General features: G+C 61.2%; 32 protein-coding genes. 13 read left to right on the plus strand and 19 right to left on the minus strand.

Going from position 1 to position 24,392, the window contains the following annotated elements:
• Window position 1: 1 nt before the first annotated feature.
• Window positions 2-808, minus strand: coding sequence for an IclR family transcriptional regulator (locus M1E12_RS13995; RefSeq protein ID WP_479562216.1), 807 nt, complete (start codon window positions 806-808; stop codon window positions 2-4).
• A 135-nt stretch (window positions 809-943) separates the two neighbouring features.
• On the opposite strand from M1E12_RS13995, the gene M1E12_RS14000 reads away from it, so the two are divergent.
• Both M1E12_RS14000 and M1E12_RS14005 read left to right on the plus strand, forming a co-directional pair.
• Window positions 944-1,678 (plus strand): SDR family oxidoreductase, encoded by a 735-nt coding sequence (locus M1E12_RS14000; protein ID WP_479562217.1) that lies wholly within the window; start codon window positions 944-946, stop codon window positions 1,676-1,678.
• 99 nt (window positions 1,679-1,777) lie between these two features.
• Entirely contained in the window at window positions 1,778-2,620 is an 843-nt protein-coding gene (locus tag M1E12_RS14005) for a fumarylacetoacetate hydrolase family protein (protein ID WP_479562218.1), read from the plus strand.
• A gap of 63 nt (window positions 2,621-2,683) precedes the next feature.
• Here the strand turns inward: M1E12_RS14005 and M1E12_RS14010 are convergent, their stop codons facing one another.
• The 3 genes from M1E12_RS14010 to M1E12_RS14020 all read right to left on the minus strand — a co-directional run bounded on the left by M1E12_RS14010 (window position 2,684) and on the right by M1E12_RS14020 (window position 6,620).
• A complete protein-coding gene (locus M1E12_RS14010; protein ID WP_479562219.1) occupies window positions 2,684-3,394 on the minus strand; it encodes an outer membrane protein in 711 nt (236 codons plus the stop codon).
• Window positions 3,395-3,526: 132 nt separating this feature from the next.
• Entirely contained in the window at window positions 3,527-5,029 is a 1,503-nt protein-coding gene (locus tag M1E12_RS14015; protein ID WP_479562220.1) for an NAD(P)(+) transhydrogenase (Re/Si-specific) subunit beta, read from the minus strand.
• Between the two features lie 19 nt (window positions 5,030-5,048).
• Window positions 5,049-6,620: a Re/Si-specific NAD(P)(+) transhydrogenase subunit alpha gene (locus M1E12_RS14020; protein WP_310242411.1), complete on the minus strand. Its 1,572-nt coding sequence runs from the start codon at window positions 6,618-6,620 to the stop codon at window positions 5,049-5,051.
• 260 nt (window positions 6,621-6,880) lie between these two features.
• On the opposite strand from M1E12_RS14020, the gene M1E12_RS14025 reads away from it, so the two are divergent.
• Window positions 6,881-7,045 (plus strand): DUF1328 domain-containing protein, encoded by a 165-nt coding sequence (locus M1E12_RS14025; RefSeq protein WP_113461137.1) that lies wholly within the window; start codon window positions 6,881-6,883, stop codon window positions 7,043-7,045.
• A gap of 66 nt (window positions 7,046-7,111) precedes the next feature.
• Here the strand turns inward: M1E12_RS14025 and M1E12_RS14030 are convergent, their stop codons facing one another.
• Window positions 7,112-7,867, minus strand: a complete 756-nt coding sequence (locus tag M1E12_RS14030; RefSeq protein WP_479562221.1) for a Crp/Fnr family transcriptional regulator — start codon at window positions 7,865-7,867, stop codon at window positions 7,112-7,114.
• 122 nt (window positions 7,868-7,989) lie between these two features.
• Between M1E12_RS14030 and M1E12_RS14035 the strand changes: the two genes are divergently transcribed.
• Entirely contained in the window at window positions 7,990-8,385 is a 396-nt protein-coding gene (locus M1E12_RS14035; RefSeq protein WP_136538011.1) for an ANTAR domain-containing protein, read from the plus strand.
• Here M1E12_RS14035 and M1E12_RS14040 read toward each other — a convergent pair.
• Both M1E12_RS14040 and M1E12_RS14045 read right to left on the minus strand, forming a co-directional pair.
• Window positions 8,353-8,919, minus strand: coding sequence for an RNA polymerase sigma factor (locus M1E12_RS14040; RefSeq protein ID WP_113461140.1), 567 nt, complete (start codon window positions 8,917-8,919; stop codon window positions 8,353-8,355). The two genes, M1E12_RS14035 and M1E12_RS14040, sit on opposite strands and share 33 nt — an antisense overlap.
• Window positions 8,916-9,125 carry a NepR family anti-sigma factor gene (locus M1E12_RS14045; protein ID WP_162760022.1) on the minus strand — a complete coding sequence of 70 codons (210 nt, stop codon included), beginning with the start codon at window positions 9,123-9,125 and terminating at the stop codon, window positions 8,916-8,918. The genes M1E12_RS14040 and M1E12_RS14045 overlap by 4 nt, the downstream gene beginning before the upstream one ends.
• 182 nt (window positions 9,126-9,307) lie before the next feature.
• Between M1E12_RS14045 and M1E12_RS14050 the strand changes: the two genes are divergently transcribed.
• Entirely contained in the window at window positions 9,308-9,472 is a 165-nt protein-coding gene (locus M1E12_RS14050; protein WP_069043330.1) for a DUF1328 domain-containing protein, read from the plus strand.
• A 72-nt stretch (window positions 9,473-9,544) separates the two neighbouring features.
• Here the strand turns inward: M1E12_RS14050 and M1E12_RS14055 are convergent, their stop codons facing one another.
• The 5 genes from M1E12_RS14055 to M1E12_RS14075 all read right to left on the minus strand — a co-directional run bounded on the left by M1E12_RS14055 (window position 9,545) and on the right by M1E12_RS14075 (window position 13,147).
• On the minus strand, window positions 9,545-9,745 hold the full coding sequence (locus M1E12_RS14055) for a hypothetical protein (protein ID WP_479562222.1): 201 nt from the start codon (window positions 9,743-9,745) through the stop codon (window positions 9,545-9,547).
• Window positions 9,742-10,077: a hypothetical protein gene (locus M1E12_RS14060; protein ID WP_479562223.1), complete on the minus strand. Its 336-nt coding sequence runs from the start codon at window positions 10,075-10,077 to the stop codon at window positions 9,742-9,744. The genes M1E12_RS14055 and M1E12_RS14060 overlap by 4 nt, the downstream gene beginning before the upstream one ends.
• An 86-nt stretch (window positions 10,078-10,163) precedes the next feature.
• Entirely contained in the window at window positions 10,164-11,225 is a 1,062-nt protein-coding gene (locus M1E12_RS14065; protein WP_479562224.1) for a zinc-binding metallopeptidase family protein, read from the minus strand.
• Between the two features lie 51 nt (window positions 11,226-11,276).
• Entirely contained in the window at window positions 11,277-12,254 is a 978-nt protein-coding gene (locus M1E12_RS14070; protein ID WP_479562225.1) for a sensor histidine kinase, read from the minus strand.
• Between the two features lie 98 nt (window positions 12,255-12,352).
• Window positions 12,353-13,147: a response regulator gene (locus M1E12_RS14075; protein WP_136538007.1), complete on the minus strand. Its 795-nt coding sequence runs from the start codon at window positions 13,145-13,147 to the stop codon at window positions 12,353-12,355.
• Between the two features lie 152 nt (window positions 13,148-13,299).
• Here M1E12_RS14075 and M1E12_RS14080 point away from each other — a divergent pair, with 152 nt between their 5' ends.
• Window positions 13,300-13,491, plus strand: coding sequence for a NepR family anti-sigma factor (locus M1E12_RS14080; protein WP_479562226.1), 192 nt, complete (start codon window positions 13,300-13,302; stop codon window positions 13,489-13,491).
• 57 nt (window positions 13,492-13,548) lie between these two features.
• On the opposite strand, the gene M1E12_RS14085 is transcribed toward M1E12_RS14080, so the two are convergent.
• Entirely contained in the window at window positions 13,549-13,998 is a 450-nt protein-coding gene (locus M1E12_RS14085; RefSeq protein WP_310241266.1) for a hypothetical protein, read from the minus strand.
• A gap of 2 nt (window positions 13,999-14,000) precedes the next feature.
• Complete coding sequence (locus M1E12_RS14090; RefSeq protein ID WP_479562227.1) at window positions 14,001-14,354, minus strand: ElaB/YgaM/YqjD family protein; 354 nt, start codon at window positions 14,352-14,354, stop codon at window positions 14,001-14,003.
• Between the two features lie 218 nt (window positions 14,355-14,572).
• On the opposite strand from M1E12_RS14090, the gene M1E12_RS14095 reads away from it, so the two are divergent.
• A complete protein-coding gene (locus M1E12_RS14095; protein ID WP_113461149.1) occupies window positions 14,573-14,770 on the plus strand; it encodes a CsbD family protein in 198 nt (65 codons plus the stop codon).
• Between the two features lie 62 nt (window positions 14,771-14,832).
• On the opposite strand, the gene M1E12_RS14100 is transcribed toward M1E12_RS14095, so the two are convergent.
• Window positions 14,833-15,690: an aromatic ring-hydroxylating dioxygenase subunit alpha gene (locus M1E12_RS14100; protein ID WP_136538004.1), complete on the minus strand. Its 858-nt coding sequence runs from the start codon at window positions 15,688-15,690 to the stop codon at window positions 14,833-14,835.
• Between the two features lie 89 nt (window positions 15,691-15,779).
• Here M1E12_RS14100 and M1E12_RS14105 point away from each other — a divergent pair, with 89 nt between their 5' ends.
• The 5 genes from M1E12_RS14105 (at window position 15,780) to M1E12_RS14125 (ending at window position 19,748) form a co-directional block, all read left to right on the plus strand.
• A complete protein-coding gene (locus M1E12_RS14105) occupies window positions 15,780-16,088 on the plus strand; it encodes a hypothetical protein (protein WP_246034971.1) in 309 nt (102 codons plus the stop codon).
• Complete coding sequence (locus tag M1E12_RS14110; RefSeq protein WP_479562228.1) at window positions 16,085-16,756, plus strand: Rieske 2Fe-2S domain-containing protein; 672 nt, start codon at window positions 16,085-16,087, stop codon at window positions 16,754-16,756. Before M1E12_RS14105 ends, M1E12_RS14110 begins: the two co-directional genes overlap by 4 nt.
• Window positions 16,756-17,382: a glutathione S-transferase family protein gene (locus tag M1E12_RS14115; RefSeq protein WP_479562229.1), complete on the plus strand. Its 627-nt coding sequence runs from the start codon at window positions 16,756-16,758 to the stop codon at window positions 17,380-17,382. Before M1E12_RS14110 ends, M1E12_RS14115 begins: the two co-directional genes overlap by 1 nt.
• Before the next feature lie 59 nt (window positions 17,383-17,441).
• Window positions 17,442-18,398, plus strand: a complete 957-nt coding sequence (locus M1E12_RS14120; protein WP_479562230.1) for a D-2-hydroxyacid dehydrogenase — start codon at window positions 17,442-17,444, stop codon at window positions 18,396-18,398.
• 276 nt (window positions 18,399-18,674) lie between these two features.
• Window positions 18,675-19,748: an enoyl-CoA hydratase/isomerase family protein gene (locus M1E12_RS14125; protein WP_479562231.1), complete on the plus strand. Its 1,074-nt coding sequence runs from the start codon at window positions 18,675-18,677 to the stop codon at window positions 19,746-19,748.
• A gap of 7 nt (window positions 19,749-19,755) precedes the next feature.
• Here M1E12_RS14125 and mazF read toward each other — a convergent pair whose 3' ends face one another.
• The 4 genes from mazF to M1E12_RS14145 form a co-directional block, all read right to left on the minus strand.
• On the minus strand, window positions 19,756-20,127 hold the full coding sequence (gene mazF, locus M1E12_RS14130; protein ID WP_310241258.1) for a type II toxin-antitoxin system toxin MazF: 372 nt from the start codon (window positions 20,125-20,127) through the stop codon (window positions 19,756-19,758).
• A complete protein-coding gene (mazE, locus tag M1E12_RS14135) occupies window positions 20,127-20,393 on the minus strand; it encodes a type II toxin-antitoxin system antitoxin MazE (RefSeq protein WP_310241256.1) in 267 nt (88 codons plus the stop codon). The genes mazF and mazE overlap by 1 nt, the downstream gene beginning before the upstream one ends.
• Window positions 20,394-20,469: 76 nt before the next feature.
• On the minus strand, window positions 20,470-21,174 hold the full coding sequence (locus tag M1E12_RS14140) for a hypothetical protein (RefSeq protein ID WP_479562232.1): 705 nt from the start codon (window positions 21,172-21,174) through the stop codon (window positions 20,470-20,472).
• 101 nt (window positions 21,175-21,275) lie between these two features.
• Window positions 21,276-22,685 (minus strand): helix-turn-helix domain-containing protein, encoded by a 1,410-nt coding sequence (locus M1E12_RS14145; protein WP_479562233.1) that lies wholly within the window; start codon window positions 22,683-22,685, stop codon window positions 21,276-21,278.
• 133 nt (window positions 22,686-22,818) lie between these two features.
• Between M1E12_RS14145 and M1E12_RS14150 the strand changes: the two genes are divergently transcribed.
• Window positions 22,819-24,351, plus strand: coding sequence for an acyl-CoA carboxylase subunit beta (locus M1E12_RS14150; protein ID WP_479562234.1), 1,533 nt, complete (start codon window positions 22,819-22,821; stop codon window positions 24,349-24,351).
• The last annotated feature ends 41 nt before the right edge of the window (window positions 24,352-24,392 follow it).

The following is a 24,392-nucleotide window of genomic DNA, read 5'->3' on the forward strand; positions in this document are numbered from 1 at the left end:
CTTAGCTTGATGAAGTCTCGGCGGCATCGCCTCCCAGGCCGGCACCGGCAAGCGCCGAGATCCGACGCGCCGTCTCCCGCAGCGCCTCCAGCGTGCGCGGGATATCAGGCGCGTCAGGCTGATTGATGATGCCGATATAGGGGACGGTCAGTGCGCCCAGAGCTTCGCCGTCTGCGCTCAGGATCGGCGCCGAGAGGTTGGTGACACCGGCGGTCTGGGCACTCGGCATCATCTCGTAGCCACGTGCCCGGATCTCGTCGAGGTGCCGCGAGAAGGCCTCGGTCATCCGCCCCTCCGGCCCGCCACTCGCCACATGCTCCGCCACCATCATCGCGCGGACCTCCGGGCTGCGATAGGCAAGCAGCACATGGCCGGACCCGGTATCGAACAGGCCCATGCGCGAGCCGACCCGCATCGAGATGCCCCAATAGCCCGGCGCCTCCAGCTGGGCGATTACGACGGGATGACCACGGTCGTAGACGACGATGTGGTTTTCCTGGCGGGTCACTTCCGCAAGCTCCCGCATCAGCGGCATGGCAAGCGACGCAAGCCGCCGCGTCGGCGCATGCAGGTGGGCTAAGCCGAACAGTTTCAGCGTCAGCACGTAACGGTCGCCCTCGAGCCGCGCGACATAGCCGCGTTTCACCAGCCGATCGAGCATTCGGTAGAATTCGTTCGGGCTGCGGTCGAGCTTCTTGGCGATATCGGCCTGGCTCAAGCCGCCATCGACCCCCGCGAGCAACTCGAGAATGTCGAGCCCCTTGTCGAGCGCCGGGGCCCGGTAGCGGTCTTGGTCGAGGTCGTTCACGTAATTCTCTCCTTGCAACCCGAGGACCGGCCTTGACGATTATGAATAAATGTTTTGCATATGAATGATGCTCGCATCGTCGGCCAAATTATGCAAGGGTCGCGTGACGAGGGATTGGCTGGAGGAGCCTCAAGCATGAACCTGCCCCTGAAGAACAAGCATGTGTTGGTGACGGCTGCCGGCCAGGGAATCGGCCGCGCAAGTGCGATCGCCTTTGCCCGTGCCGGTGCGACGGTCGTCGCAACCGACATCAACACGGAAGCCCTGGCAACGCTCAAGGGCGAGACCGGAATCACGACCCGCCAACTCGACGTCCTGAACGAGGACGCGGTGACGGCAGTGGTCGCCGAGACCGGTCCCTTCGACGTCCTGTTCAACTGCGCCGGTGTCGTGCATGGCGGTACGGTCCTCGATATGGCCGACAAGGATCTGGACTTTGCCTTCGACCTCAATGTCCGCGCGATGATCCGCACGATCCGCGCCGTTCTACCGGCCATGCTGGAGAAGGGAGACGGCTCGATCATCAACATGGCCTCTGTTGCAAGCTCGGTGAAGGGCGTGCCCAACCGCTGCGCCTATACCGTCACCAAGGCCGCCGTGGTCGGGCTCACCAAATCCGTCGCCGCCGATTACGTGACGCAAGGGATACGTTGCAACGCGATCTGCCCCGGCACCGTCGAAAGCCCTTCGCTGCAGGATCGCATGCGCGCACAAGGCGACTATGATGCCGCTCGCGCCGCCTTCATCGTCCGCCAACCGATGGGCCGCCTTGGCACGCCGGAAGAAATCGCGGACCTCGCCGTCTACATCGCCGGCGCCACCTATACATCGGGCCAAGCCTTCGCCATTGACGGCGGCTGGACCATCTAAGCAATGCCAGGAAAAGTGTCAGGCGGTTTTCCGTCCGGCATTGCGACCAGAAAAGACATCGAGCGGCTCGGCCGCGGCACCTGAAGAAGGAAGAAGACCATGAAACTGATGCGCGTCGGCCCGCTGGGTCAGGAAAAGCCTGCGATCCTCGACAAGGATGGCAAGGTTCGTGACCTCTCGGGCCACGTCGCCGATATCGGCGGCGCTGCGATCTCGCCGGAGGGCCTCGCCAAGATCGCGGCCATCGATCCGGCCTCACTGCCGGAACTCGCGGTGGATCGCATCGGCGCCTGCGTTGCCGGCACCGGCAAGTTCATTTGCATCGGCCTCAACTATTCCGACCACGCGGCTGAAACCGGCGCGACTGTGCCGCCGGAGCCCGTCATTTTCATGAAGGCGACCTCGGCCATCTGTGGCCCGAACGACGACGTCCTGATCCCGCGCGGTTCGGAGAAGACCGACTGGGAAGTCGAACTCGGCGTCGTCATCGGCAAGACCGCGAAGTATGTCTCCGAAGCCGACGCCATGGATTATGTCGCCGGCTACTGCGTCTCTCACGATGTCTCAGAACGCGCCTTCCAGACCGAACGTGCCGGCCAGTGGACCAAGGGCAAATCCTGCGACACCTTCGGCCCGATCGGCCCCTGGCTCGTCACCAAGGACGAGATTGCCAACCCGCATGATCTGAAGATGTGGCTCTCGGTCAACGGCAAGATGATGCAGGACGGCTCGTCGAAGACCATGGTCTACGGCGTCGCCCACGTTGTGTCCTATCTTAGCCAGTTCATGAGCCTGCATCCCGGCGACATCATCTCCACCGGCACGCCTCCGGGCGTAGGCCTCGGCATGAAGCCGCCGCAGTTCCTCAAGGCCGGCGACGTGGTCGAGCTCGGAATCGAGGGTCTCGGCACGCAGAAGCAGACTTTCAAGGCGGATGTTTGATCCGCGACCGATACGAAAACCCCGCAACATGGCGGGGTTTTTGTTTTCAGCTCTAGCGAGAACCTAGAATCTGTAATTCATACCAACGCGAAAGAGATGGCTTGACGGATCCGACTTGTAGCTGTCGAGGGGACTGACAGTTCCGAGCGGCGACGTCCGCTGGCGATAATCGGTATAGAGATACTCGGCCTTGAAACTCAACGCGTCCGTCATGGCGTATTCTGCACCGACGCCCGCTACGTAACCAAAATACGTCTGCTTGTCCTCGCCGTCGATTGCTCCGACGATCGGATCGACACCACCCTTACCTTCGGCAACGGCGAGACCGCCGGTGACGTAAAGCAGCGTCCTGTCTAAAGCGACCCCAATACGTGCGCGCGCGGTGCCCTGCCAGCCTAGCTGATAATAACATGTCTGCGAGGGAAAGCCTTCGCAGGCCTTGTCGCCCTTCACTTTGGCCCAGGACACATCTGCCTCGACGCCATAGACCATGTTGCCGTTCTGGATGTTGTAGCCCGCCGTCACGCCGGTCAAGCCGCCTCGCAGAGGAGTCTCGGAGAACAGCGTGCCGGATCCGGTCTGCGTTTCGACCTCACCGACTGCGCCTCCACCGACGACACCGACATAGCCGCCGCCCCAGTCATGAATGATGTCAGCAACTGCGCCTTGCGGCGGAAGCGGCTGCGGCGCATCCACCGAACCGAGATCGGCGGACGTCGCTGCCGTGGCAATGAAGCCTATGGAAAGACTAGCGATGAAGAACTTGGTGCTCACGAAAAACTCCTGCGGCCACACTCGCCACCAGTTAAGCGGGACATGGTTAACGCGCGGTATTTTCTTGCAACCGATAAAAGAAAAAAGCCGGGCGTCACCACCCGGCTCTAAAGCTCTTGTCTGATCCGAGGCTTACTTGATCAGCGGCAGGATGCTGTCGATCGACTTCTTCGCATCGCCGTAGAACATCCGCGTATTCTCCTTGTAGAACAGCGGGTTCTCGATGCCCGAATAGCCGGTGCCCTGGCCGCGCTTGGAGACGAAGACCTGCTTGGCCTTCCAGACTTCGAGAACCGGCATGCCGGCGATCGGCGAGTTCGGGTCTTCCTGGGCGGCCGGGTTGACGATGTCGTTCGAGCCGATGACGATGACGACATCCGTCTCGGGGAAGTCCTCGTTGATCTCGTCCATTTCCAGAACGATGTCATAGGGCACTTTCGCTTCGGCCAGCAGCACGTTCATGTGGCCGGGCAGACGACCTGCGACCGGATGGATCGCGAAACGCACCGTCTTGCCGGCAGCACGCAGCTTGCGGGTGAGTTCAGACACCGATTGCTGTGCCTGCGCGACCGCCATGCCGTAGCCCGGAACGATGATGATCGAATCTGCATCGTTGAGTGCATTGGCCACGCCGTCGCCATCGATGGCGATCTGCTCGCCGGTCACTTCCATCTGCGGGCCCGTGGTGCCGCCAAAGCCGCCGAGGATGACCGATATGAAGCTGCGGTTCATCGCCTTGCACATGATGTAGGAGAGGATCGCACCCGAGGAGCCGACCAGCGCGCCGACGACGATCAGGAGATCGTTCGAGAGCGAGAAGCCGATGGCCGCAGCAGCCCAGCCCGAATAGCTGTTGAGCATCGAGACAACGACCGGCATGTCGGCGCCGCCGATGCCCATGATCAGATGATATCCGATGAAGAGCGCCAGAAGCGTCATCAGGATGAGAGTCCAGCTGCCGGCGCCGTTGAAATAGAGGACCAGCAAGATCAGCGAGGCAATCGCCGCGCCGGCATTCAACATGTGACCGCCCGGCAGCTTCTTCGCCTTGCCGTCGACCTTGCCGGCAAGCTTGCCATAGGCGACGACGGAGCCCGTAAAGGTAACCGCGCCAATGAAGACGCCGAGGAAGACTTCGATCTTCAGGACGGCAATCTCCGGCCCGGTCTTCTCCGCGATCTTCAGCGCAAAACCGGTGAAATCCTTGAAGAGGTCGGTGTGGCCGGCCTGGATTGCGCAAGCGACCGCATTGACGGCCGGATCACAAAAGGCGATGCCCGCATCCGCGAGCGTGCTGGCAATCCGCCACATCTCGATTTCGGCATTGAAACCGATGAAGACGGCGGCGAGACCGACGAGCGAGTGCATGGCCGCAACCAGCTGCGGCATTTCCGTCATCTGCACGCGCTGAGCGACAACCCAGCCGATCGCGCCGCCAATGGCGATCATAACGATCGAGACGAACCAGTTGCCGGCGCCAGGGCCATACAGCGTCGCGAGGACCGCAAGGCCCATGCCGACGATGCCATACCAGACGGCGCGCTTGGCGCTCTCCTGGCCAGACAAGCCGCCGAGCGACAGGATGAAGAGAACGGCTGCGACGACATAGGCCGCTGTGGTGAATCCATATTCCATTTCTATCCCCTCCCCTGACTCACGACTTCTGGAACATGGCAAGCATGCGTCGGGTGACCATGAAGCCCCCGAAGATGTTGATGCCGGCCATCAGGACCGACAGTGCGGCGAGGATGACCACCAGGAAGTTGCCCGATCCGATCTGCATCAGGGCGCCCAGAATAATGATCGAGGAGATGGCATTGGTGATCGCCATCAGCGGCGTGTGCAGCGAATGGCTGACATTCCAGATAACCTGGAAACCAACGAAGCAGGCGAGCACGAAGACGATGAAATGGCTCATGAAACTGGCAGGCGCATAAAGACCGGCGAGCAGGATCAGCGCACCGCCACCAGCGAGCATCGCGACCTGATTGCGGGTCTGCGTCTTGAAGGCGGCAATTTCCTGCGCCCGTTTTTCTTCCGCCGTCAGTTCCTTCACCTTCTCCTTCGGCTTGGCAGCGGCAATGGCCTGGATCTTCGGCGGCGGTGGCGGATAGGTGATCTCACCATCCTTGGTGACGGTCGCACCCCGGATGACATCGTCTTCCATGTTGTGCACGACCACACCGTCCTTGGCCGGTGTCAGGTCGGTCATCATGTGACGAATATTGGTGGCATAGAGCGTCGAGGACTGTGCGGCCATGCGGCTCGGGAAGTCCGTGTAACCGACGATGGTCACGCCATTGTCGGAAACGATCTTCTGGTCAGGAACGGTCAGATCGCAGTTGCCGCCGCGCTCGGCCGCAAGGTCCACCACGACAGAGCCCGGCTTCATCGCGGCGACCATGTCGGCGAGCCAGAGCTTCGGCGCATCACGGCCCGGGATCAGTGCCGTGGTGATGACAATATCGATCTCGGGTGCAAGCTCGCGAAACTTGGCGAGCTGCTTCTCGCGGAACTCGGGCGACGATGGAGCGGCATAACCACCGGTCGCGGCACCGTCCTGCGTCGGTTCAAACTCCAGGAACACGAACTGCGCGCCCATGCTCTCGATCTGTTCAGCCACTTCAGGGCGAACGTCGAAGGCATAGGTGATGGCGCCGAGCGAGGTGGCCGTACCGATGGCGGCAAGACCGGCGACACCCGCACCGATGACCAGCACCTTGGCCGGCGGCACCTTGCCGGCAGCCGTCACCTGACCGGTAAAGAAGCGGCCAAAATTGTTGCCGGCCTCGATGACCGCACGATAACCGGCGATATTGGCCATGGAGGACAGTGCATCCATCTTCTGGGCGCGCGAAATGCGCGGCACCATGTCCATGGCAACGACGGTCGCACCCTTGTCCTTTGCCTGCTCAAGCAGAGCGGTATTCTGGGCCGGATAGAAAAAGGAGATCAGCGTCTTGCCGGGGCCGAGGCGATCGACTTCGGATGTCTCGGGCGGGCGCACCTTGGCGATGATATCGGCCGTTTCATAGAGCGCTGCGGCTGTTTCCACCACCGTCACACCGGCGGCGCGATAGGCGTCATCAGAAAGTCCGGCAGCCTTGCCGGCGCCGCTTTCGATCACGCATTCATAGCCGAGTTTCTGCAACTGGGTGGCGCTATCAGGCGTCATCGCGACGCGAGCCTCGCCGACATAAATCTCCCTTGGCGATCCGATCTTCAATCCCATCTCCCAAACTCCGTTCAAACGGGTTCTACCTGCTATCCTTCGCCCAAAGTCGAAGGACTCTCCGATGGCGGACACGACCAGAAGTGAGGCCCCCTGTCTAGTCCAGCTTCAGGAACAAATGACGGTTTTGTCACACCCGCGCGCCACTTAAACCGATTTTTGCTGCAGCGCACACAATGTGCTGTCAGGTGCGCGATGGAACAAACTACCGGCCCACCCTGTTTCTCCAATGGAACAACGTCAGGGAGACACACATGCTGCAATGGATCCTCATTCTACTTCTCATCGCCGCCGTAGCGAGCCTTCTCGGTTTTCGCGGCGTGGCAGGCGCTTCGGCGGGCATCGCCAAGATCCTGATTTTCATCGTCCTGGTGGTGATGATCATCGCCCTCTTTACCGGGGTCATCATTGTAGCCTGACGTAGGCTCCCGAATGCAAAAGGCCCGCATCGCGAGTGGCGATGCGGGCCTTTTTGTGTGCCGCCTTCAGATGAAGGGTCTGACGCGGGGATCTCCAGGCGTCCAGCCGGCGATCTCCTGCAGGCCCACGGGGTCGATGATGTCGCAGCCCCGCTCGCGCCAGCGGATGAGCCCCCGATCTGCGAGCTTCTTCAATGTCTTGTTCGTGTGAACGATCGACAGCCCAAGCGTATCGGCGAAGTGCATTTGCGTCGCCGGGATATGGCGGTGGTTGTCACCGAGGATCCCGGCATTGACCCCGCGATCGAACAGGAAGGCAAGAAGATAGGAGGAGCGCTCGAGCGCTGAGCGCCGCCCGATGCTGAGCAAGTGTTCGTCGAGAATGCACTCCTCGCGCGCCGCAAGCCAGGTCAGATCGAAGCCGAGTCCCGGATGCAGCTCGAACAGCGAGAAGAGCCGGCTCCGCTCAAAGACGCAAAGCGTCATCGGCGTCAGGGCCTCGACCGAATGCTGCATCTCGGCCATGACCGCGCCCTGCAGACCGATCATGTCACCCGGAACGATATAGTTCAGGATCTGCCGTCGACCGTCTTCGAGGATCTTGTAGCGGAAGCCCCAGCCGGAAAGCACGGTGTAGAGATGCGCACTGCGCGCACCCTCGACAAGCACGGTGGTTCCGGGGTCGGCGATCAGCTCGCCGCGCTTGAAGGTGGAGACGAATTCCAGCTCTGCTTCGGTGAAAGGGCGGAAGCGCTTCATGTGCCGCAGGGGACATTCGAAGCAGCTGACGCGAATGGGAGACGGGCTGGGTTCGATTGCCATCGGATGACCTCGTTTCTACGCCACCATGTTCCTGCATGGAACAATCAAAACATCACATGTCTTTTTTAAATGACGGTCGTCAACCTACGCCCCATAACGCGCGGCTGACAAAAGGAACTTCCATGACCACGTCGACGCCCCGCGTTCTCATCGCCGAAAACCAGTATCTTATTGCGATGGAGGTGGAGCGCATCCTGCAGGAGAGCCTGACATGTGACGTGAAGATCACGCCGCTTGCCAGGCTGGCTCAAGAGCTTTCTGCGGGAGATTTCGAGATTGTCATCATCGACGCTGCAGCAGCCGAGCCCTTGAATGTCGAGCGCGCGAAGCTGATTCAGTCGGCCGGCGCAGTGCCGGTCTTTCTGTCGTCCTATGACTATTACCCCGTTGCCGACACGGTTGTGTCGTCCTACCCCATGGTCTCCAAGCCGCCGCAATCAGCAGAACTGGCTGCGGCGGTGCTCGACGCGATGCGTCGCAAGTCGTCAGACAGCGAAGGCCTTCTTGATGACCGCTGAGCTGTTGGCATCCGGACCGTAATCGCCCTCGCCGCTCACGCCCAGGATCTCCTGAAGCTTGTTGCGCGCGCGATTGATGCGGCTCTTGATGGTACCGACGGCGCAGCCGCAGATCTCCGCCGCTTCTTCATAAGCGAAGCCCGACGCGCCGACGAGAATGATCGCCTCACGCTGATCGCTCGGCAGCTGGTCGAGCGCCCGCTTGAAGTCCTGCAGGTCGAGAGAGCCGTATTGCTGCGGATGGGTGGAGAGCTGTGACGTGAAGATGCCGTCCGTATCGGAAACTTCGCGACCACGCTTGCGCATCTGCGAATAGAATTCGTTGCGCAGGATGGTGAAAAGCCAGGCCTTCATGTTCGTGCCGGGCTCGAAGTGATCTTGCTTGGCCCAGGCCTTCATGATCGTGTCCTGCACCAGATCGTCAGCCACATGGTGGCGGCCGGTCAGCGATACGGCGAAAGCACGCAGGTTGGGCAGCGCGGCGAGCAGCTCGCGCTTGAAAGATCCGTCAGTCGACTTATCGCCAACAGTCATCGAGCAGTATCCTTGATGCGAGTATCTTCGCTGGCCTGGCGCTCCGCCACATCCAGACGCTCGAGGAGTTGCAGGAACCGCTCTGGTATGCCCTCCTCCTGTACGGATTGGTAGTATTCTCGCAGTTGCGCCGAGACCCCGGGGTGAAAGGCGGCCATTCCAGGCAGCCCGTTCGAAGCCGGCGCTTTCTTTGAATGTTCTGTCATTTGGTCCAACGGGTTTGAAACGGTGTCGCCTGAAAACGCGGATGCGCGGAGAAGGTTCCACGAAACGCGATATTTTTATTTGACTTCCACAATAGCACAAACGGCCCTCTCGAAACCGTGATCGAGATGGAACAAAGACCGACAGGCGACGTTCTTCCGCCATCGAAACAGGAGAACCCAATATGCTCTACTACGCCCTCGTCTTTCTGGTCGTCGCTCTGATCGCAGGTGTACTTGGCTTCGGCGGCATCGCCGGCGCGTCTGCAGGTATCGCCAAGATCCTCTTCGGCATCTTCATCATTCTTTTCCTCATCTCGCTTGCCATGCGCCTCTTCCGTCAGGCCTGAGCAGGTCGAAGATGAACAAAATAGGCCGCCTCGAAAGAAGCGGCCTATTTTTTTTACTTACACCGGAAATTTTTAGATTAGCACCCAGATGATCACCGTGACGAGCAGGATCAGGATGATGCTGAGCGTCGTGACGGTAAACGGCCCATAGCGGGGCGGCACCTGCGACTCCAGATCCTGATCGAGACCGGCCTGCTGCGCCAGATGACGGTTCTCGGCATCGACATTGGGCTGCGGGCTCTGTGCGGGTTGCGTCGTATCGGTCGTATTCATCGGACAGCTCCATAACGCTCTGCCGGGATCGGCGCGATCAATGCCTGCGCCTCGGCAGGACCGGCGACGGACACCGGGGCATCAAGAACGGCAAGCTTGCCGGGATCGATCGTCTGGCGGATGTCGCGCCCGGCGACGAGGTCGGCACTGACCGGGAAGCAATCACCATAGATGATATCCGCCATGGCGCGCGCTCTGCGAAGTTCTTCCGGCAGCGCGTTGTAGCAAGCATCGTCAGTGTCATAGGAAATGACGGCCACAGGATCCTGAAGACAGGTGGTGTCTTGCGGATGGCAGGCCACAATGACCAATAAGGCAGCCATACTGTTCATGATCAGTCTCCGTGTTACTGGAAGGTTAACGCGGAGACTTGGCCGAGGTTCCGGGAATTCGGCGTTTGTAAGGCAGACCGGCCGGTTTAGGCGCGTATCAACCCATGAATGTAATGCAACTTTGCAATCACCGGCTCCGACAGCACAAAGGGATAGAGATCAGGCTGCCCCATGCTGCGGTTGATGCTGTTGATCGCCAGCGTCAACGGCACCCAGGCGCGGATCAGCGCCTGTGTACTGCCCGCTCTGTAGCTGTCAAAGGTCCGCTTGAGCTCAATGGCGGGAATATCGGCCTCGACATCCGGGCTGGTGCGAAGACCGAACGCGTCGGCCGTATCGAGCGCGTCCACCATGTGGAAGTAATGCGCAAAGGTTTCCGCGAAGTCTTCCCACGGATGGCTGGCCGCATAAGCGGAGATGAAGCTGTTCTCCCAGCCGATGACCGGACCTTCGGCATAATGTCGCTTGAGAGCTTCCGAATAGTCCTCGCGCTCGTCACCGAAGACGGCACGAAATTCGTCGAAGCGACCCGTGTCACGAACAAGGACGTTCCAATAGTAGTGGGCGACCTCATGGCGAAAATGGCCGAGGAGTGTGCGGAAGGGTTCACCGAGTGCGACCCGCCGCGCTTCCCGCTCGGCATCCGAGCCTTCGGCGATGTTGAGCGTGATCAGCCCCTCGTCATGGCCCGTCAGAACCGGCCCCTCGCCTTCGGCCGTCGGATCGTCTGCCAGGAACTCGAACCCGAGCCCCCGCTCCGGATCGGCGGTCCGAGTGACCAGCGGCAGCTGGAACCTGAGCAGCGAATAGAAAAGGCCGCGCTTGGCGAGTTCGATCCTCTGCCAGTTCTGCAGGTTCTCCGGTATCGAGAGATCGGGGATCGTCAGATTGTGGCGGCAAGCCAGGCAGAAGCCGCTTTCATCACCGTCTTCCACCAGCCAGTTGCAGCCACCCAATGCGGCATTCGCGCAAGGCCGCACGATATCCGTTCCCACCTGCCCCTGTTCGAGCACCTGGGTACCGGACATGTCGAGCGCGACCATGTCGAGGTTGCCGGAGCGGAAGGCGAGGCGTGAACCGCAGGTCACGCAGCCATCATTTTCGAAATGCACGACATTCGAACAGTTGCTGCAACTGAACAGGCGCATGATCTCGTCTTTCTGTGAGGCAGCGACGCGGGAGGCGGCGGAGCTGGAAGGTCAGTCGAAAATCTCAAGCGGGAAACGCAGCTGGTAACGCACCTGCCCGTTTTCCAAGGAATGCTTTGCTTCGCCATTGACCGACGACGGCACGACCCGCTCAAGGACCGTACTGCCGAATCGGGCAGCTTTCGTGTCCTCGGTCGCACGGGCTGTGTAAGGCTCCGTCCAAAGCATCTCGATAACAGGCCCATCCGGCGTATCCAGCTTGCGGCAGGAGACCTCGATCGGCAGACGCCGCTGCAGGAAGTCCCCGTGACTGACGGCGTTGACCACCAGCTCATGAAGCGCAAGACCGATATGCAGGGAGGCATTCGGCGTAAGGAGCACGTCTTCGCCAGACACCTGCACCAGATCGGCGTTTTCCTGCACGTAACGATCGACCTGCTGCTTCAGCAGATCCCGGAAATAGGCGCCCCGCCAGCTCGAATCCGTGATCAGATCCTGAGACTGCGACAGGGCATGCAGCCTTCCGCGGAATTTGCCGAGGAACATGTCGAGCGTGCCGGAATAGCGCGCCGTCTGAGAGGCAATGCTCTGGATGATGGCGAGCAGGTTCTTCGACCGGTGGCTGACCTCACGCAGCAGCGCCCTCAAGAGACGCTCGCGCCGGCGGTCTTCCGTCCGGTCGATGACCACCGTGATCATGTGCAGATCGTGGTCTGCCATTTCCACCATGCGGCACCGGAATTCGTAGAAGGTGTCCTCACCTCCCTCGATTTCAAGTTCCGCACGATCACCGGCATTGACGAGGCCAGACTTCAGCTCGGCGAGCTTCTGCCCAATCTCTTCCCCGAAAATCGCCTCGTCGGAGGGGACGACACCCGGAGTCAGCCGCCAGCGAGACGGCAGCGAGGTGATGCAGACATAGGTACCGTCCTTGTCCTGAAGGATCAGGCTGGCGCCCATATCCATGAGCGCGGTTATGAAGAACTCCCGCAGCTGATCGTCGCCGCGCTGAGGTTCAAACCATGTCAACCGATGTACCAATTTACCTGCTCCGCCGCTGATCGGCACCCCGGACCGGCCTCGCCCGCCGGTCCCTTCCTCGCTTACGTCCATTCACGCGTTCTAGATCAAACCTGCTCTGCAACACGCTCGTTGAAGAAGAGCGCCTGGCTGATCAGCGCCTTGACCATGTCGGGGTTGAACGGCTTGGTGACCAGGAATGCCGGCTCCGGACGTTCGCCCGTCAGCAGACGTTCCGGGAACGCCGTGATGAAGATGACCGGGATCGTGTCGACCTTGAGAATGTCGTTGACGGCATCGATACCCGAGCTGCCATCGGCCAGCTGGATGTCGGCCAGAACCATCTTCGGGTTGGTGCGCTTGTAGAGATCGACCGCTTCGGCATGCGTCCGGGCGATGCCGGTGACACGGTGGCCGAGGTCCTCGACCATCTGCTCGATGTCGAGCGCGATCAGAGGCTCGTCCTCGATGATCATGATATCGGTTGCAACCTGACGAGAAATTTCCATGGAGGCCTCATTGAAGAGCCCGTTGAACTCGGACTCGCTGACGCTGAGGACGTTGGCCGCCTCGGCAGTGGTGAAGCCTTCCACGGTGATCAGCAGGAAAGCATGGCGAGCACGTGTCGGGACTGCGGCAAGATTGGCGGCTGCGCGCTTTTCCCAGGCAAAGGGCGAGGTGATCTGGGGCAGCTCCACCTTGGTGGAGTCGTAGATGGTGACGAAGAGCTTGTAGAGTGCAACGCGATCGTTCCCCGTATCCGGGAAAATCGAAATATCGGCGATCAGCGCCTCAAGAACAGCCGCGACATAGGCATCTCCAGATGTCTGCGAACCGGTGACGGCGCGTGCATACCGCCTCAGATAGGGAAGATGGACGGCAACGCGGGCAGTAAGGGACATGCAGTTCTCCAATCAGTATGGAATTCGGTGCGGACTCGGCTGAAAACGCCGTGCCTGCAAAAAAGTTCCATCACCTATGGAACTTTTTTGCATCCGAAATCTTATAGGAGTAATTCTCATTTCGCCTAGGAAAACGATGGAACTGGAACAAAATGGCTGAAGGCCCTGCGGACAAGCCGGCGAAGACGAAAAAGCCCACCCAAGCACAGCGACGGAACGACAACGCGCTGATCGGCACAAAGCTCCGCGGCTATTACGACAGCATCGTGGACGAAGGCACGCCTTCTCATTTGCTGGACCTTCTCGAGCGCCTGCAGGACGCGGAAACCAAAGCGAAGAAATAACTGAGGCTCAGGTGCAGAGAGAGCCAGCGACAATCGCACTGGCTCCCTCATTTACAATCAGTCGTCGTGATCGTCCCGACCAACGCCCTGCATCTTCGCGACGCCAAAGACCAGGGCCGCAATTGCGGCAGTGGTCAATAAAGAACGCCCTCTCATCATAGCGGGTACACCGGCGAGCATCTGCAACGTCATCGGATCCGGAAGCCGGGAGCGTGCCGCACGCTGACGAGCCTCGGCCCGACGCTCGGTCGCCTTGTTCATGCCCTGCACGACCATGAGCACAATGACGGCGCAAACGGCAGTGAGAAGTGCAACGATCAAAGCTGCATAGACCGCGCCGAGTTCCGCCGAAAGGTAGAAGCCGAGCGCCAGCAACAATGCCACATAGGCCGTCAGCCCGAAGATCCCGGCAACCGCGCCCCCGATCAGGGAGCGCGTCAGACGGGTGGCTGTCGGGCGAACTTTACCGAATGCCGCGACGCCGAGATGTCTGAAGAGAGGCAGCATGATCAGCGCCGGCTGAGCAGGGCGAGCACGTAACCGACGCCAGCGGCCATGGCGAGCGACTGCAGGGGCTTCGCGCGGACATAGGCTTCAATGTCCTCTTCCGCATTCATGAAGCGCTCGCGGGCGCTGTCCATATACTGCTGCGAGGTCTCACCCGCCTGGCGGATCTTGCCGCTGCCGAAAGAAGCAACCGTCTGCGTCAGCGACGCGATGTCACGGCGCAGAGCTTCGAGATCGGCCTGCACGTCGCCGCTGGTCGCACCTGCGGTCGTGGATGCCTTGTTTTCAATGCCGGTCGCCATATCGTTTGCGATGCTTTCGGCCTTGTTCTTCGAGGCACTCGGTACCTGCGCCATAGTCGATCTCCTTCGTTGTAAAATATGGTGTCTTGTTCCCTCTCAAACGTCAGAAGTGCGCGAGTGTTCCACCGCATCGGCGAAAACTTGAACAGATCCGAACCCACTCCCGGGGCGATGATGAAGAAGATGAAGAAGATGGAACCCGAAGACGCGGCTCACGTTGTTGCAGCCGAGGACACGAGCCTCGACAACACACCAGACACGGGAGAACACCGATGAATTGGAATCAGATCGAAGGCAATTGGGAACAGTTCAAGGGCAAGGCCCAGACCCAGTGGGGCAAGCTCACGGGTGACGATCTCGACGTGATCGCCGGCAAGCGCAAGGAACTGTCGGGCAAGATCCAGGCCGCCTATGGCAAGACCCAGGAAGAAGCCGACCGCGAGATCGACGACTGGATGGCCCGCGGCTGAGACCTGAAGGTCTTGAGACATATGAAACCCGGATCCTCACGGCTCCGGGTTTTTTGTTGCCCTCATGCCGCAGCCGTCGTTGCGCCGTAAGTCACGCCCTTTTCCTTGAGCCAGCGGCGATAGGCGATGGAGGAAGCATCCGCTCGGGTCGGAATTTCCTTGCGCGGCTCGAGTGGCAGAAGCACCGGACGCTGGTTCTCAAGGATGATCCGGTCCTGCAGGAAGATCATCTGCTGGAAATGAATGAGCTCCGTCGTCGTCGAGACATCGTCGATCAGATACATGATCGGATGGGCCCGGCAGCGGCCGGGATCGAGCGGCTGGACGAAGAGACCGATGACATCCCAGCGATTGGTCGCATTGGGACAGGTCTTGTAGAGGATCGTCGTGAACGGCGTCATCACCCGGTACATGTATTGCGTGGTGATCCCGTCCTGCGCCGACAGAGCCGCCTGCGGCTGGAAGAAGGTGCAGTTGGTCGCCCAGACCTCGTCCTCCTCACGCCGGATCTCGACATCATAGCTCTGCACTTCGGTATGCGGCTCCGCACCCAGAACGTCGGTATGCACGAAGGGAAAATGCGCCATGTCGAGAAAATTCTCGACGATGCGAAGGCCGGACGCCTTCACGGTGACAACACCGCAGGGCACGTAGCGGCGATCAGGCTCGTCGGCCTCCGGCAGGGGAAAGATCTCGCGCTCGGGCTCACCCAGCGTCGCCCAGAGAAAACCGAAACGATGGCGAAGCGGCAGCGGCTCGGCTCGCCCCTCGGCAAACACCTCGATCGCCCCATCCGCCTGCTTGACGACGGTGAGATCCGTCCCAAGCAGCCGGTTCTGCGATCGGCCCACGGGGATCACCGCCTCGGTATCGAGCACATACCACTGATTGAGCGACGCCTTGTCGATACCGTTCTGCATAGTCTGTCTTTCCTCTGGAGCATGGGAGAAACCGCTTGAAACCCGATCGCGCCCGCCGCTAGATTGCCCAAAAATTAGAGCGCGCACAATTGCAAGGCAACACTGATCCCCATCCGATGACGGCGAAGGCCGGCCAGATGACCGTCGGCTTCACCTTTTCCGGAAGGCTGGAGCCGCAAGGTTTTGTCGCGTTTGCCGAACATCGTGCAGCGCGTCTCTCGCTCGGCCTGAACATTGCCTTCTGCGACAGCGAGCGCTGCCGCCTCACGCTGTCGGGCCCGGAAGCCCTGATCGACGCCTTTGAAATGGCGGTCAGCCTTGGCCCCTATGACAGCATCGTGCTCGACGTATCAAGATTTCAAACCGACGACGACCTGCCCGCAAAGGCCGCATCATGACATCAGCCTCTCCCTGGATCCCCGTTGCCCTTTCCGCCGACATCGAAGCCGGCACCTCTGCCGGAACGCTCGTCAACGGCGAGGAGCGCGTCGTCTGGCGTGACGACAAGGGCGAAATCCATGTCTGGGAGGATCGCTGTCCGCATCGCGGCATGCGCATGAGCTTCGGCTTCGTGCGCGGCGACCACATCGCCTGCCTCTATCACGGCTGGCGCTACGATACCGGTGGCCAGTGCCGCTACATTCCCGCGCATCCGGATCTGGAGGTGCCACAGACCATCAAGGTCCCGACCTTCGCCGCGATCGAACGCGCCGGCATCGTCTGGATGGCACCGGAAGGAGCGGATGCAGCGGACCTCTCGACGCTTCCCCAGACGGCTCAGGCCGTTCGGAGCCTGTACCTGGACATGACGGCGCAAGCGGCTCTTTCGGCGGTGACTTCAGCGCTGCCGGAAGGCTACAGCGTGGGCGCAACCTCAGCCTCAACGGTGACACTGCAAGGAAACGGCACGACCGTGCTGATCGCCGCCCAGTCCCGCGACGCCGAGCGCTCCGCACTCCACGTGACCGTCACCGGCGACATCTCGACCACCACCCGCCGCAGCCTCACGCTCTGGGCAACCGACCTCCGCAATCGCCTCGAAGCACGCTCGATGGAGGCCGCGTGATGATCAGGCTTTACGATTACCATCTCGACGAAAACGGCTTTCGCGTTCGCCTTCTCCTCTCCATGCTCGGGCTCTCCTTCGAGACGGTTGCCGTCGACAAGGCACCGGGGCGCGAGCAGCAGAAGCCGCATATGCTGGCGCTCAACCCGACCGGCACGCTGCCTATCCTCGAAGACGGCGACGTCAGGCTCTTCGGCACCGCGGCGATCCTGGCTTATCTCGTGCGGGCTCATGCACCGGATAGTCCCTGGCTGCCCGCCGATGCAGCAGACTTCGGACGCGTCCAGCAATGGCTGGGCTTCTCCGGTCGCGAGTTGAAGCCCGCCGTGGACGCCCGCGAGGCGGCACTCTTCACCTCCGAGGGCGCCAGCGACAGCGACCTCAGCGCCGCCCGCAAAGCCTTCCGCATCATGAACGACCATATGACGCTCAGGCAGATCGAAGGCCATGAATGGTTCGTCGGCGACACCCCGACACTCGCCGATCTGGCCCTCCTGCCAAGCTTTGCGCTCGCGCGCGACTGCGGCATCGACCATGACGAATACCCGGCGCTTCGCCGCTGGCTGCGCCGTTTCCGGGCACTGCCGGGCTTCATCACCATGCCGGGCGTACCGGACTACCACTGACCTGCCTTGCCGGCCGAAAGCGGCTCGGCTAGGTCGATGGCAACGCAGGGAGGTCCGCCATGATCCGCATCGTCTTTCTCGACCGGGACACGCTGTCGCCGGAAACCATGGTCCGTGCGCCCTCCGTGCCGCATGAAATGGTGGTCCATGCCCGCACTGCCCCGCACGAAGTGGCGGAGCGCATCCGCGACGCAGACGTGGTGATCACCAACAAGGCCCCTGTCCGTTCCGAGGCGCTTGCCGGCGCCACGAAGCTGAAGCTGATCGCCGTCTCTGCCACCGGCACCGACATCGTCGATCTCGTCGAGGCCAAGGCGCGTGGCATCGCCGTCTGCAATATCAGGAACTACGCCAAGCACACGGTGCCCGAACACACCTTCGCGCTGATGCTGGCGCTGCGCCGCTCGATCCTGCCCTATCGTCAGTCGGTCATCGAAGGACGCTGGCAGCAGGCGGCGCAATTCTGCTATTTCGATTATCCCATTGCCGATCTCGGCGGCTCGACGCTCGGCATCATCGGCCATGGCACGCTTGGCCAGTCCGTGGGCAAGATCGCCGAGGCCTTCGGCATGACGGTGCTTGCCGCCGGTCGTCGCGGAGCAACCGAGTTGAAACCCGGTCAGACGGCGTTCGACGAGGTCATGAAACGCGCTGATGTGATCACGCTGCACTGCCCGCTGACACCGGAAACGCGCGGCGTGATCGGTGCGCGCGAATTCGCCCTGATGGAGCGCCGCCCGCTTCTCATCAACACCGGCCGCGGCGGCCTCGTCGATGAACTGGCGCTGGAAAAGGCGCTCGATGCCGGCCAGGTCGCTGGCGCCGGCTTCGACGTGACCGACGGTGAACCACCCGCCCATGACAGCCCGATGATGCGGATCGCGTCACGCGAAAACGTTATCCTCACCCCGCATGTCGCCTGGGCAAGCCGCGAGGCAATCCAGGCGCTGGCCGACCAGCTGATCGAGAATATCGAGCTGTTTCTTGCGGGCACACCGCGCAATCTCGTCGGCTGATCCTGCTCAGGCAGTTCAAGGCTGTCGCGTTGGGATACCCCCCTCTGTCACTGCGTGACATCTCCCCCACAAGGGGGGAGAGCGGAGCGCCGCGTTTGCCGATCCCTTTGCGGCGCCAACGGAATGTGAGCGGGCCGGCGGTTCAGCCAGTCTCCCCCCTTGTGGGGGAGATGGCCGGCAGGCCAGAGGGGGGTCCCGTTCCATATGCGCTAGCCCACCTCTTGCCCTTTCCCCGCGACGCATATCTAACTCTCTCAAAAGACAAGGGAGGACAGCATGCGCTATCTGGAAGCGGACTATCAGGGCGAGGAAATCCTCACGGCAAAAAGAGGCGCGCTGGGGCTGATCACCCTCAACCGTCCACGGGTGCTGAACAGCCTCTCCCACGACATGATCCTGGAGTTCGGCAAGGCGCTCGATACCTTCGAGGCAGACCCGGACGTGGCTGCCGTCCTCGTCACCGGCGAAGGCGAACGCGGGCTTTGCGCCGGCGGCGATATCAGGATGTTCTATGAAAGCGGCAAGGCCGGCGACGGCAAAGCCTCCAAATTCCTCAAGGCCGAATACCGCCTGAACGCCCGCATCGCCGGCTTCAAAAAGCCTTACATCGTCGTGATGGACGGCATCACCATGGGCGGCGGTGTCGGCGTTTCCAGCCATGGCAGCCACCGCATCGTCACCGAGACGACCAAGCTCGCCATGCCCGAAACCGGCATCGGCTTCTTCCCCGATATCGGCGCCACCTGGCTGCTGTCGCGCGCATCCGGCGAACTCGGCACCTGGATGGGCCTGACTGGCGAGGCGGTGAACGGCGCGGATGCCATCACCGCAGGCTTTGCCGACTGGTATGTTCCGCAGGACCGGGTGGCCGAACTGCTGGAGCGCATCGCCGTCCTGCCCGCACCCGCCCTTGGGGCAACGATCGCCTCAATCATCCGCGACTATACGGTGGACGGCCCGACCGGCATTTTTTCCGAAGGCCGCGCCATGATCGACCGCTGCTTCGCCTTCGACACGGTCGAGGAGATCATCGCCGCCCTCGAAAAGGAGCATGGCGACCTCGCCGCCAGAACGCTTGCCGCCATCAGCGCGAAATCGCCGACCAGCCTCAAGGTTACGCTCAGGATGCTGCGCGAGGCCCGCCGCTCCAAGGACCTCGAAACCTGCCTCGAACGCGAATTCGCTGGCACCCTGCAGGTGGTGAAAGTCCCCGATTTCTACGAAGGCATCCGGGCGGCAATCATCGACAAGGACAGGAACCCGAAATGGTCGCCGGCGACGCTGGGGGATGTAGCGCCGGAGAGTGTCGAGGCATTCTTTGCGGCGCGGGATGAGCGGTTGTTTGGCTGACCGCTGATCAGCCAGCGCCTGGCAACGGATCGATAGCGCTGACGACACGCGCAACGATCTCGTCAACGGTCGCCTTATCCAGCGTCTCGATGAAACTCGCCGAACGTTGCTGAACACGGGCCGCTATATCGAAACTGCGCACTTGATTGCAAACCGCGACACCCGTCGTATCATGTCCATGGATTGGCACAGCTAGTCCGATGTCGCGTGTGAAGCCACCGCCAGTGGTCACTGGGACGGTCATGCACACACCGAATACATTGATTTCATGAGGCGTGATCACAACGAACCGGTGCCGGTTCTTCATCTCGCGCCCGGCGACCGGATTGGGATCGATCCAGTAGACATCGCCCCGGCGAGGAACACCGCTGCGGACCATCAGCCGATCTCTTGACCGACCGCATCGCCGTCCATCGTGTCGGCAAGCGAAGCGTTGAGTTGAGCAAGTTCCTCGGCGCCGACCAGCAATTCCGCCAGGGTGTAGCGCTTGACGCCGGCCCGGAGCGGCTTTGCCACCAACTCGCCATTCTGCACGTCGAGAGACAGCTGGTCACCGACCTCGACAGCCATCAGCTTGAGCAGTGCTGGCGGGATCGTGACCACGGCAGCCCCGCCCTGCTTGCGCACCTTTGTCGTCACCGTCATAGTCGCCTCCATATTGTGCTACAAATATAGCACACAAAGGCACACGGACAACATCACTTGATCATACGAGTGCCATTCACAGCGGCAATGCATCTGCCGAACGCTGAGCAACGGTCTCTTGCTCCGCCATCGCGCTTTCGCCGGACGCAAGCGGACTGCCGGAGGAAGCAAGACCATCGATCATATCGAAAATGTCATCCCAGAAAGCCGCGTCGCCACCCCTGACTTCGGCAACCCACCGAGCGGCGCTTTGAAGATCAGCAACCGTCAGCTCCCCGCCGGGATTGGAGTATCCCTGGATTGCCTTCGCGCCATCGAACACCTCCCAAGCTGCCATGATCTTGGCTTGGTCAGCCGCAGGTACACTGCGCCCGTAGTCATCGGTCACAGTCACCCCTCCACCAGCTTGGACAAGATTATAGCCCGTCATTTGACGAAAGGCTGCAAGTTCGTTCGGCGTGAAAAGAGATTCAACTTCTGCCGCCTTGTATTCATAGCCATTCTGCTCTTCGATAAGTCTGGCCAAGATGCTCACGCTATTGGAGCGCGGCCCGGATTCGACGTCGGGTATGAACTCGTATCCACCGTCAGCACGGAGCACGTAATTGTCCTGCAGTTCAGGATCCTGGAGCAGGTTCTTGAAAAGGCCATTGTCCTTGGATGCATAGTCGCCGTCGTTGAAGAACGCACCAAAGCCCTGATCCGCGCTCTTCGCCCCGGAAGCAGAGCTCGAACCGGCAAACTTTGCCGAATAGGTATTCGTAAATTGACTGATCTGCATCGCCTCACTCCGCTTCGCTCTTCTGATGCGAGAGATAGAGGCATAATCTGGCGCGAAACTTACAACCCAAAATTGCCGACAGCTTCGACAGCCAAGCCCCCTCACTCAATCTCATACGGCATCGGGTTCCGCACCCTGTGATCCACCACCAGCTTCCTTTTCAGCGGCGGCACGGCGCGGCTGGTGCATTTGATGCGTTCGCAGATGCGGCAGGAGATGCCGATCGGGTCGAAGGCGCCGCGGTTGGAGAGGTCGAGGTCGTCGGCATAGACGAAGGCGCCGGCATAGGAGATCTCGCAGCCGAGCGCCAAGGCATAGCGCGGATTGGCGGCGCGGAAGCCGGCGGAGCCTTTAGACACTTGCGTCGCGATGCAGAGATAGCGCACGCCATCGGGCGTTTCCGCCGTCTGGCGGATGATCCGGCCCGGCGTCTCGAAGGCCTGATGCGCATTCCACAGCGGACAGGCCGCCCCGAAGCGGGCGAACTGCAGGCGCGCCGCACTGTGCCGCTTGGTGATATTGCCGGCCCGGTCGATGCGGGCAAAGAAGATCGGCACGCCTTTGAGGCCCGGTCGCTGCAGCGTCGAGAGACGGTGGCAGACCTGTTCGAGCGAGGCCTCGAAGCGGGCGGCGAGCAGCTCGATGTCGTGGCGCAGATCCCGGGCGGCGGTGAGGAAGCTGCGATAGGGCAGGATCAGCGCGCCGGCGAAATAATTGTAGAGCCCCATGCGGCAGATCTCGACCGCCTCTTCGCTGCGGAAATTCGCCTGTTTCAGCACCTGGTCGATCTTCGTGGCGGCGGCGAGCTGGGCGATCTGGATGGCGATCTGGAAATCGCGGGTGGGGGCCGAGGCATAACGGCTGACGGTGAGGATGCGCCCCACCGGATCGAAGCGGCGGATCGCCTCGTCGCCCGCCTCGCCGCGCACGACGCGCACGCCGTGTTTCGCCTCAAGATGGCCTGACAGGGCCGCGTAATTCTCCCCCTCCCCGAGCCTCAGTTCCGTCGCCAACTGCTCGGCGGCAAGGTCGAGATCGTGGATGTAATTGTCGACGAAATGGAAGAAGTCGCGCACCTCGTCATAGGGCGTCACCTCCTGGCTGGGGGCTGCCCCCAGCCGATCGTCGAGGCTCGCCAGCTGCTCATTGCCGCGCCTGTAGGCTTGGTGGGCTGCAATCAGCGCATGGGCGAAGCCGGGTGCATTCTGGGTGACGAGCTTGAGCTCCTGGAGGCTCGGCGAATAGGTCTCGAACAGCGGATCAGAGAGCGCCTCCGTCAGCGCCGAGAGCAGCCGGTCGTTTTGGCCGGAGGAAAGCTCGGTGATGTCGATGCCGAACTTTTCCGCCAGCGACAAAAGCACCGAGGCCGAGACCGGGCGCTGATTGTTTTCGATCTGGTTGAGATAGCTGGTGGAAATGCCGACCATGTCGGCAAACTGCGCCTGGGTGGCCCCGTTTGCCTGGCGGATGTCGCGGACCTTGCGGCCGATGAAGAGTTTCCCGATGGCCATTTCGCAAATTCGCAATTTTCACTTTGCAAATTCATAAATCCACAGATGCACCTGTTCAACCGTTTTCTTCTGCGGCACAGTGGAATAGGTGTCACACAAGGCTTGAAGCCATCAAGATCATTCCGGAGGAAGCATGTCGACGATCCTGGACCAGCTCGAAGCGCGCCGCGCGGAGGCCCGCCTCGGCGGCGGCGAAAAGCGCATCGCCGCCCAGCACGGCAAGGGCAAGCTGACGGCCCGCGAGCGCATCGAGGTCCTGCTAGACGAAGGCTCGTTCGAAGAATACGACATGTATGTAACCCACCGTTGCGTGGATTTCGGCATGACCGACCAGAAGGTGCCGGGTGACGGCGTCGTCACCGGCTGGGGCACGATCAACGGCCGCCAGGTCTATGTCTTCTCCCAGGATTTCACCGTGCTCGGCGGCTCGCTGTCGGAAACCCATGCCCAGAAGATCTGCAAGATCATGGATATGGCGATGAAGGTCGGCGCGCCCGTGATCGGCCTCAATGACTCGGGCGGCGCCCGCATCCAGGAAGGTGTCGCTTCGCTGGCTGGCTATGCCGATGTCTTCAAGCGCAATGTCGATGCCTCAGGCGTCATTCCGCAGATCTCCGTCATCATGGGCCCCTGCGCTGGCGGTGCCGTCTATTCGCCAGCCATGACCGATTTTATCTTCATGGTGCGCGACAGCTCCTACATGTTCGTCACCGGCCCCGATGTCGTGAAGACCGTCACCAACGAGATCGTCACGGCGGAAGAGCTCGGCGGCGCCTCCACGCACACGAAGAAATCCTCCGTCGCCGATGGCGCCTATGAGAACGACATCGAGGCGCTGGAACAGGTTCGCCTGCTCTTCGATTTCCTGCCGTTGAACAACCGCGAAAAGCCGCCCGTCCGCCCCTTCCATGACGATCCGGCCCGCATCGAAATGCGGCTCGACACGCTGATCCCGGACAGCTCCAACAAGCCCTATGACATGAAGGAGCTGATCTACGCGCTGGCCGACGAAGGCGATTTCTTCGAGATCCAGGAAGCCTTTGCGAAGAACATCATCACCGGCTTCTTGCGGCTGGAGGGCCAGACGGTCGGCGTCGTCGCCAACCAGCCCATGGTGCTGGCCGGCTGCCTCGATATCGATTCATCGCGCAAGGCCGCCCGCTTCGTCCGCTTCTGCGATGCCTTTTCGATCCCGATCCTGACGCTGGTCGACGTGCCCGGCTTCCTGCCCGGCACCGCCCAGGAATATGGCGGCGTCATCAAGCATGGCGCAAAACTGCTCTTCGCCTACAGCCAGGCGACCGTGCCGATGGTGACGCTGATCACCCGCAAGGCCTATGGCGGCGCCTACGACGTCATGGCCTCCAAGCATATCGGCGCCGATATCAACTATGCCTGGCCGACCGCCGAAATCGCCGTGATGGGCGCCAAGGGCGCTGCCGAAATCCTCTACCGTTCGGAGCTCGGCGACTCGGAAAAAATCGCCGCACGCACTAGGGAATATGAAGTCAACTTCGCCAATCCCTTTAAGGCCGCCGAACGCGGCTTCGTCGACGAAGTGATCATGCCGCATTCCTCCCGCCGCCGCATTGCCAAGGCGTTTGCGAGCCTCCGCAACAAGCAGGTCGGCACGCATTGGAAGAAGCACGACACGATCCCGTTGTGAGGGGCCCGTTGTGATCATGCATTGAGAGTGGGCAAGGACAA

This window comes from Rhizobium sp. K33, from assembly GCF_056501445.1.

Bases quoted from the DNA above. Each gene is read 5' to 3' on its own strand.
- M1E12_RS14000 (WP_479562217.1), top strand. From the start codon at position 944: ATGAACCTGCCCCTGAAGAACAAGCATGTGTTGGTGACGGCTGCCGGC.
- M1E12_RS14005 (WP_479562218.1), top strand. From the start codon at position 1,778: ATGAAACTGATGCGCGTCGGCCCGCTGGGTCAGGAAAAGCCTGCGATC.
- M1E12_RS14015 (WP_479562220.1), bottom strand. From the start codon at position 5,029: ATGGAATATGGATTCACCACAGCGGCCTATGTCGTCGCAGCCGTTCTC.
- M1E12_RS14025 (WP_113461137.1), top strand. From the start codon at position 6,881: ATGCTGCAATGGATCCTCATTCTACTTCTCATCGCCGCCGTAGCGAGC.
- M1E12_RS14030 (WP_479562221.1), bottom strand. From the start codon at position 7,867: ATGGCAATCGAACCCAGCCCGTCTCCCATTCGCGTCAGCTGCTTCGAA.
- M1E12_RS14035 (WP_136538011.1), top strand. From the start codon at position 7,990: ATGACCACGTCGACGCCCCGCGTTCTCATCGCCGAAAACCAGTATCTT.
- M1E12_RS14040 (WP_113461140.1), bottom strand. From the start codon at position 8,919: ATGACTGTTGGCGATAAGTCGACTGACGGATCTTTCAAGCGCGAGCTG.
- M1E12_RS14045 (WP_162760022.1), bottom strand. From the start codon at position 9,125: ATGACAGAACATTCAAAGAAAGCGCCGGCTTCGAACGGGCTGCCTGGA.
- M1E12_RS14050 (WP_069043330.1), top strand. From the start codon at position 9,308: ATGCTCTACTACGCCCTCGTCTTTCTGGTCGTCGCTCTGATCGCAGGT.
- M1E12_RS14055 (WP_479562222.1), bottom strand. From the start codon at position 9,745: ATGAATACGACCGATACGACGCAACCCGCACAGAGCCCGCAGCCCAAT.
- M1E12_RS14060 (WP_479562223.1), bottom strand. From the start codon at position 10,077: ATGAACAGTATGGCTGCCTTATTGGTCATTGTGGCCTGCCATCCGCAA.
- M1E12_RS14065 (WP_479562224.1), bottom strand. From the start codon at position 11,225: ATGCGCCTGTTCAGTTGCAGCAACTGTTCGAATGTCGTGCATTTCGAA.
- M1E12_RS14075 (WP_136538007.1), bottom strand. From the start codon at position 13,147: ATGTCCCTTACTGCCCGCGTTGCCGTCCATCTTCCCTATCTGAGGCGG.
- M1E12_RS14080 (WP_479562226.1), top strand. From the start codon at position 13,300: ATGGCTGAAGGCCCTGCGGACAAGCCGGCGAAGACGAAAAAGCCCACC.
- M1E12_RS14085 (WP_310241266.1), bottom strand. From the start codon at position 13,998: ATGCTGCCTCTCTTCAGACATCTCGGCGTCGCGGCATTCGGTAAAGTT.
- M1E12_RS14090 (WP_479562227.1), bottom strand. From the start codon at position 14,354: ATGGCGCAGGTACCGAGTGCCTCGAAGAACAAGGCCGAAAGCATCGCA.
- M1E12_RS14095 (WP_113461149.1), top strand. From the start codon at position 14,573: ATGAATTGGAATCAGATCGAAGGCAATTGGGAACAGTTCAAGGGCAAG.
- M1E12_RS14100 (WP_136538004.1), bottom strand. From the start codon at position 15,690: ATGCAGAACGGTATCGACAAGGCGTCGCTCAATCAGTGGTATGTGCTC.
- M1E12_RS14110 (WP_479562228.1), top strand. From the start codon at position 16,085: ATGACATCAGCCTCTCCCTGGATCCCCGTTGCCCTTTCCGCCGACATC.
- M1E12_RS14115 (WP_479562229.1), top strand. From the start codon at position 16,756: ATGATCAGGCTTTACGATTACCATCTCGACGAAAACGGCTTTCGCGTT.
- M1E12_RS14120 (WP_479562230.1), top strand. From the start codon at position 17,442: ATGATCCGCATCGTCTTTCTCGACCGGGACACGCTGTCGCCGGAAACC.
- M1E12_RS14125 (WP_479562231.1), top strand. From the start codon at position 18,675: ATGCGCTATCTGGAAGCGGACTATCAGGGCGAGGAAATCCTCACGGCA.
- mazF (WP_310241258.1), bottom strand. From the start codon at position 20,127: ATGGTCCGCAGCGGTGTTCCTCGCCGGGGCGATGTCTACTGGATCGAT.
- mazE (WP_310241256.1), bottom strand. From the start codon at position 20,393: ATGACGGTGACGACAAAGGTGCGCAAGCAGGGCGGGGCTGCCGTGGTC.
- M1E12_RS14140 (WP_479562232.1), bottom strand. From the start codon at position 21,174: ATGCAGATCAGTCAATTTACGAATACCTATTCGGCAAAGTTTGCCGGT.
- M1E12_RS14145 (WP_479562233.1), bottom strand. From the start codon at position 22,685: ATGGCCATCGGGAAACTCTTCATCGGCCGCAAGGTCCGCGACATCCGC.
- M1E12_RS14150 (WP_479562234.1), top strand. From the start codon at position 22,819: ATGTCGACGATCCTGGACCAGCTCGAAGCGCGCCGCGCGGAGGCCCGC.